Origin of the sequence: Mycobacterium simulans, from assembly GCF_900232995.1 — a bacterium.
GTDB classification, from domain to species: domain Bacteria; phylum Actinomycetota; class Actinomycetes; order Mycobacteriales; family Mycobacteriaceae; genus Mycobacterium; species Mycobacterium simulans.
On the sequence record NZ_OCVX01000050.1, the window covers coordinates 1 to 999 of the forward strand.

Annotated in this window: 1 protein-coding gene; it reads left to right on the top strand. The window is 67.8% G+C overall.

Annotated elements, in window-relative coordinates; all coding sequences use genetic code 11:
• Nucleotides 1–999: polyketide synthase dehydratase domain-containing protein (locus tag MSIMFI_RS27030; RefSeq protein WP_191499992.1), on the top strand; the 999-nt coding region annotated here is incomplete at both ends.

Genomic DNA, 999 nt, shown 5'->3' on the forward strand with positions numbered 1-999 from the left:
CGCCGGGTTGGCTCAGGTGGAGCACCCGTTGTTGGGGGCGGTGACCGGTCTGGTCGATGACGACCAGGTGGTGGTGATGACCGGGCGGCTTTCGACGAGCACGCAGAGTTGGCTGGCGGGCCATGTGATGGGTGAGCGGTTGGTGTTCCCGGCGACGGGGTTTGTTGAGGTGGTGTTGGCTGCCGGTGAGGTGGTGGGGTGCCCGGTTATTGAGGAGTTGGTGTTGCGGTCGCCGTTGGTGTTGGCCGAGGACGCGCCCACAGATGTGCAGATCACGGTGCAGCCGGTCGATGAGGGTGGGCGGCGGCGGTTTAGCGTGCATTCGCGCGTCGGCAATCAGCAGGAGTCGTCGTCAGCGTCGTGGGTGTTGCATGCCAGCGGGATGGTCAGCGTCGCTGGCCGGCACCCCACGCCGGTGCCGGTGCCAGCGCCGGCGGTGCAGCCTATTGATGCCGACAGGTTTTACGGCGAGTTGGCCGAGCTGGGCTATAGCTATGAGTCGCTGTTCCGGTCGGTGCGCGGCGTCGGCGTCGACGCCGGTGATGCGGGTGTGGTGGCTGCGTGGGTGGAGTTGCCCACAGGTAGTGAGGTGGCGGGTTTCGGGGTGCATCCGGCGTTGCTGGATGCCGCGCTGCACCCGCTGGTGGTTGTCTTGTCCGGGGCAGCAGATGCTGGGGGGCCGGTCCGGCCGCGGGTTCCGTTTGTGGTGAGCGGGGTTCGTGTGTATGCCACCGGGGCGACACGATTGCAGGTGGTGTGGACTCGCACCGGGCCGGACACCGTTCAGATGCTGGGCGTGGATGCCGCTGGGGAGCCGGTGGTCAGCATCGACTCGCTGACCCTGCGGGACTTGCCGGAGGATATTGCCCCGCCGTCGGTGGCCGCGGGTGGGGAGGGTTTGTTCGATCTGTCGTGGGTGGAGTTGGCTGGGGACTCCTGGGAGGCCGCCGGTGGTGAGGCGGCCGGTGATGGGTCGGGGTGGGTGGTGCTGGTTGATGG